We start from the raw sequence: 5,654 nt of genomic DNA, 5'->3' as shown, positions 1-5,654 counted from the left end.
CCCGCGGCGCCGTCTTCCCGGCCCTGCTGGACGCGGCCGGCTCGGCCCTGCACCGGCTGCACCGGACGTCGGGGTCCCGCGGGCCGGAGGCCGGGGGAGGGCCGCTCGCGCTCGGCTACCCGTGGGGCGGCCGGCCGGCGGGTGCTCCCGCTGCGCTCGGCTGCTTCCTCAACACCCTGGTGCACCCGGCCACTTCGGGCCCGGCCGTGGACCTGGACGCCCTCGCGGACGCCTGGTGGAACGACCTGGACCAGGCCGGCACCCCCTTCGACGAGGTGGTCCGTGCCGCCCGCACTGCCGGGGCCGCATGGTCGGGTGCCCTGGACGCCCTGCTCACCCTGGAGGACCTGCACCGCCGCCCGCCGCTGGTGCTCGGCGGCACCTCCGGCCGGGAGACCCACCTGGACGGGCGTCCGCTCGCCGCGCCGCTGGCCGTCTCCGCCTCGCACGGCGACGACCTGCTGATCCGGCTGGCCTGGGACCGCGACCGCTTCCCCGAGGCGGACGCCCGGGCCGCCTTCGGCGAACTGCTCGCCGTGCTGCGGCACCACCTGCACACCCGGCCGAGCCTGGCCCCGCAGGCCTGACCACGTCGGCGGCAACAGGCGCCGACCGCCGGTTCACCACCCTCGACCACCCCCTGACCGACCGCTCGCTCCCGTACGCCCGTGCCCGCACGCCAGAACCCGCGGGCCCCGAACTCCCACGCCGGATCCACCATGGCGGATCCACCATGGCGGATCCACCACGCCCGTCCGCGCGCGTCCGACACGCCGCCGGACGGGACCCCCGGACTCCGGGCCGCACCTCACCCCGGTGCGGCCCGGCCCACCGGCCGGAGCAGGAACACCCCACGCCCGCCTCCGGCCAACGCAGTGCCGACACGCCCACCACACAAGGGAGTTGACCATGTTCGCACTCTCTCCGTCGCAAGAGATCGTCTGGCTGCACGAACAGATGCTGCCGGGCAGCCGCGCCTACAACTTCACCGCCGTCCTCGACCTGTGGGGCGCCCTCGACCGGGAGGCCCTGCACGCCGGCCTGGCCGCCGTGCTGGCCCACCACCCCGGTCTGCGGCTGGAGTTGGTGCCCAGGCCGGAGGGCCTGCCCGGCCAGCGGGTCGCCGAAAGCTGCGAACCGGAGCTGCGCCACAGCGACTTCGCCGCCGAGCAGGACCCGGAGGCCGCCTTCCGCCGGCTGCTCGCCGCCGAGGCCGAGGAGCCCCTGGACGCCGAGCGGGCGCCGGTGCTGCGCTGGCACCTGGTCCGGCTCGGCGAGGACCACCACCGGCTGATCCACGTCGAGCACCACCTCGTCCACGACGGCCACTCCTTCGCGATCCTGCTGCGCGACCTGTTCACCGTCTACCGCGCCACCGTCCTCGGCGAGCCCTACGAGCTGCCCGCCGCCCCCTCGTACGAGGAGCACGCCCGCGCCGCCGCCGACCTCCCCCGGGACCGCGGACTCGACTTCTGGGCCACGGAGCTGGCCGACGCGCCGCGCGAGGTCACCCTGCCCGGGCTGGCCCGGCCGGGCGCCGAACGGCGCCACCGCGGCGGCCAGCTGCGCCAGTCGATCGGCGCCGACCTGGCCGAGCGGCTGCGCGAACGCAGCAAGGCGGACGGCCACACCCCGTTCAGCACCCTGCTCGCCCTGTTCGCCGAACTGCTGCGCCGGCACAGCGGCCACCGCGAGCTGGTGATCGGCACCGCCGTCGGCAACCGCCCGGAGGGCTTCGAGGGCACCGTCGGCATGTTCGTCAACACCGTCCCGCTGCGCCTGCGGCTCGACCCGCAGGCCCCCGGCACCGAGGCCGTGGACGAGGTGACCGACGTCCTGCTGCGCGCGCTGCCGTACCAGGACCTGCCGGTCCAGGAGCTGACCCGCCGGCTGGGACTGCACACCACCGGCGCCGACAACCCGCTGTTCAACGTGATGTTCAGCGCGCACGACGCGGCGCTGCCCGACGTCCAGGCGCCCGGGCTGGAGGTCTCGCTGTACGAGGGCTTCAACACCGGCACCACCCGCTTCGACCTCGACCTGGTGCTGCTGCCCGACGACCGCCGGGTGGTCGGCGAGAAGCACGGCGCCGCCGGGATGACCCTGGTCTGGGACTACGACGCCGACCTGTTCCGCGAGTCCGAGGCGGTGCTGCTGTCCGAGCGACTGCTGGAGCTGCTGCGCTGCTACCTGGACCGCCCGCAGACGCCGATCGCCGAACTCGCCCCCGCGCCCGAGGCCGCACCGGCCACCCCGGTCAGCCCGGCCGCGCTCGACCAGGCCGCCGCCCACGACCCGACCTCGCTCGCCCTGCTGGCCGGCACCGAACGGATCAGCTACGGCGAACTCGACCGCCGGGTCACCGAACTGGTCGAGCGGCTGCGCGCCGCCGGGGTCGCCCCCGGCCAGCCGGTGGCCACCGTGCTGCCGCGCGGCGCGGACAGCGTGGTCGCCCTGCTCGCCTGCCTGCGGCACGGCGCCGTGTACGCGCCGCTGTCCACCGAGGACCCGGCCGCCCGGCTCGGGCTGCTGCTGGAGCGGCTGAGCCCGGCGCTCGTCCTGGCCACCCGGCAGAGCGCGCTGGCACTGCCCGCCGAGGGCGTGACCCCGGCGCTGCTGGACGGCCCCGCCTTCCCGAAGGCCGAGCCCGCCGCCGTACTGGACGGCGCCGCCTACGTGATCCACACCTCCGGCTCCACCGGCGTGCCCAAGCCCGTCCTGGTCGGCCGCGAGGCCCTCGCCGGGTACGTCGCCGCGATCGCCGCACGCTATGGACTCACCGCCGCCGACCGGGTGCTGCTGTTCGCCCGGCCGTCCTTCGACGTGGCCCTGGAAGAGGTGCTGCCCGCCCTGGCGGCCGGCGCCGCCCTCGTCGTGCCGCAGCGCGAGGTGCCCACCGGGCCCGAGCTGGTGGCCGCGCTGGCCGCCCGCGGCGTCACCGTCGCCAACCTGCCGACCAGCTACCTGCTCGCCGTCCGCGAGGACCTGTGCGAGGCACTGCGCGACGGCCGCTGGGCTCCCCGGCTGCTGGTGCTCGGCGGTGAGCGGCTGCCCGCCCGGGCACTGGCCGGCCTGACCGAGGCCACCACCGTGCTGAACGCCTACGGCGTCACCGAGGCCACCGTCACCTCCACCGTGTACGAGGTCACCGCCGCCGACGTCGCCGAGGACGGCGAGATCCCGCTCGGCGCCGAACTGGACGGCGTGCGCATCCACGTCCTGGACGACACGCTGCGCCCGCTCGCCCCCGGCTGCGTCGGCGAACTCGCCGTCGGCGGAGCCCTGTTGGCCGAGGGCTACCTGGGCCTGCCGGAGCCGACCGAGGCCCGGTTCGTGAGCGTCCCCGCGCTCGGCGGCGCCCGGGTCTACCGCACCGGCGACCGCGGCTACCGCGACCTGGACGGGCGGCTGCGCTTCCTCGGCCGCGCCGACAACCAGGTCAAGCTGCGCGGCCACCGGATCGAACTGGAGGAGATCGAGGCCGCTGCCTCCGCCGAACTCGGCGGCCGCTCCTGCGCGGTGCTGCTGCACACCGACCCGCAGACCGGCCCGCGGCTGGTCGGCTTCCTGGAGGGCGCCGACCGCCCCGACCAGGCCGCCCTGCACGAGGCGCTCGCCCGCCGGCTGCCCGGCGGACTCGTCCCGGCGAGCTGGACGGCCGTCGCCGCGATGCCGACCCTGCCGGGCGGCAAGCCCGACCGGACCGCCCTCGCCCGCCTGGTGGCGGAGGCTTTGGAGGCTCCTGAGGCGGAGGAGGGCGCGCCGAGCGAGTTCACCGACCCCGGTCAGCAGCTGATCGCGGCCGCCTGGCGCGAGGTGCTCGGCCACGACCGCTTCACCGCGGACTCGCACTTCTTCGAGGTCGGCGGTCACTCGCTGCTCGCTGCCCAGCTCGCCGCGTACCTGGAGCCGCACCTCGGCAGCCGCCCGCCGCTGCGCACCCTGTTCCGCCACGCCGTGCTGGCCGACCAGGCCCGCGCCCTCACCGCAGGAGACGCCAAGTGAACGAGCGAAGCGAGTGCGCACGGGTTAGTGCCCCTGCCGAGCACGGCGAGGTGGGAGCATGACCGCCCCCTCCGCCGTCCTGGAAGACGGCCACCGCGAACTCGTCGAGGCCTTCGAGAGCTTCGTTCGGCGCGAACTCGTCCCGCTGGCCGCGGAGTTGCCAGAGACCGCCGACCAGGTGCCGGCCGACCTGCGGGCCTACGTCCGCAAGCGCTCCGCCGCACTCGGCTTCTACGCCGGCGACTACCCCGAGGAGCTCGGCGGCGCCGACATGCCGTTCACCGCCGTCGTCCTGCTGCACCACGCCGCCGGGCGCAGCGGCTGCGTGCTCGCCCCGTACGCGCTGGCCGGCTCCGACGGGCCCAGCCCGCTGCTGCGACACGGCACCCCCGAGCAGGTCGAGCGCCACCTCGTCCCGCTGGTGCGCGGCGAACAGACCCGCTGCCTCGCCCTCACCGAGCCGCACGCAGGCTCCGACGCGTTCCGCCTCACCACCACCGCCGTGAGCACCGGCGACGGCTGGGTGCTGAACGGCCGCAAGACCTTCGTCAGCAACGCCGAGCACGCCGGGATCGCGCTGGTCGTCGCCGCCACCGACCTCGGCGACGGGGCCGGCCCCGCGGCCGGGGCCACCGCCTTCGTGCTGCCGATGGACCAGCCCGGGCTGCGGATCGGCCAGCGCTACGAGGGCATGTCCGGCGAGCCGCTGTTCGAACTGCTGCTGGACGGGGTCACCGTCGGCCCGGAGGCCGTGATCGGCGGCGAGGAGGGGGTCGGCGCGGCCACCGCCCTCGCCATCGACAGCCTCTCGCGCGGCCGCCTGGTGGTCGCCGCGATGTGCAACGGCATCGCCGAGCACGCGCTGCGGATCGGCGTCGAGTACGCCAAGGACCGCCGCGCCTTCGGCCGGGTGATCGGCGAGTACCAGCACGTCCAGGAGCACCTGGTCACCACCCGGGCCGAGGTCGAGGCCTCCAAGCTGCTCACCCTCGCCTGCGCCCGGCTGGTCGACGAGGGCACCGAGTCGCCCGAGAACGCGGCGCTCGCCAAGCTCACCGCCTCCGAGACCGCCGTGCGCGCGGTGGACCGCTCGCTCCAGGTGCACGGGGCCACCGGCTGGGTGCGCGGGCACCCGCTGGAGTTCCTGTACCGCTACGTCCGGATGACCACGATCATCGAGGGGACCTCGGAGGTCCAGAAGGTGATCATCGCCCGTTCCATGGGCCTGAACTGACGGTACTTACGTCACCTTCCTGGAGATGATGATGGAAAACCTTGACAAGGAAGCCCGGAGCGCGGAGGGCCTGAGCATCGGGTACGGTCGTCCGCACCAGGACGGCGCGGTGCTCGACCTGTTCACCGACTGGGTGCACCGCACCCCCGACGCCCCCGCACTGATCGACGGCGACCAGGTCCACAGCTACGCCGAACTCGACCGCCTCGCCGACACCGTGGCCGAGGCCCTGCGCGGCAAGGTCGGCCCGGGGGACCTGCTCGGCGTCTGCCTCGACCACTCGGTCTCGCTGGCCGCCGTCACCCTGGCCGCCGCCAAGCTCGGCGCCGTCCACCTGCCGCTCGGTCCGCGCCCCGGCGAGCGCCGGCTGCGCGCCGTCGCCGAGCAGCTGCGCCCCGCCTGCCTGGTCGGCGCG

General features: G+C 75.4%; 3 protein-coding genes and 1 pseudogene. All 4 read left to right on the top strand.

The features are described from left to right. Positions 1–587, top strand: a pseudogene (locus tag KS423_RS36985) (hypothetical protein); the annotation flags it as partial. Between the two features lie 322 nt (positions 588–909). Beyond that, positions 910–4,005, top strand: a complete 3,096-nt coding sequence (locus KS423_RS36980; protein WP_224284123.1) for a non-ribosomal peptide synthetase — start codon at positions 910–912, stop codon at positions 4,003–4,005. Positions 4,006–4,063: 58 nt separating this feature from the next. Next, positions 4,064–5,239 carry an acyl-CoA dehydrogenase family protein gene (locus KS423_RS36975; protein WP_224284122.1) on the top strand — a complete coding sequence of 392 codons (1,176 nt, stop codon included), beginning with the start codon at positions 4,064–4,066 and terminating at the stop codon, positions 5,237–5,239. Positions 5,240–5,264: 25 nt separating this feature from the next. Next, positions 5,265–5,654, top strand: a 390-nt coding sequence (locus tag KS423_RS36970) for an AMP-binding protein (protein WP_224284121.1), incomplete at its 3' end; no start/stop codon positions are given.

Source organism: Streptomyces sp. LS1784, assembly GCF_020103755.1.
GTDB lineage: Bacteria > Actinomycetota > Actinomycetes > Streptomycetales > Streptomycetaceae > Kitasatospora.
This window is presented reverse-complemented; position numbering and strand designations above follow the sequence as displayed.

Bases quoted from the DNA above. Each gene is read 5' to 3' on its own strand.
- KS423_RS36980 (WP_224284123.1), top strand. From the start codon at position 910: ATGTTCGCACTCTCTCCGTCGCAAGAGATCGTCTGGCTGCACGAACAG.
- KS423_RS36975 (WP_224284122.1), top strand. From the start codon at position 4,064: ATGACCGCCCCCTCCGCCGTCCTGGAAGACGGCCACCGCGAACTCGTC.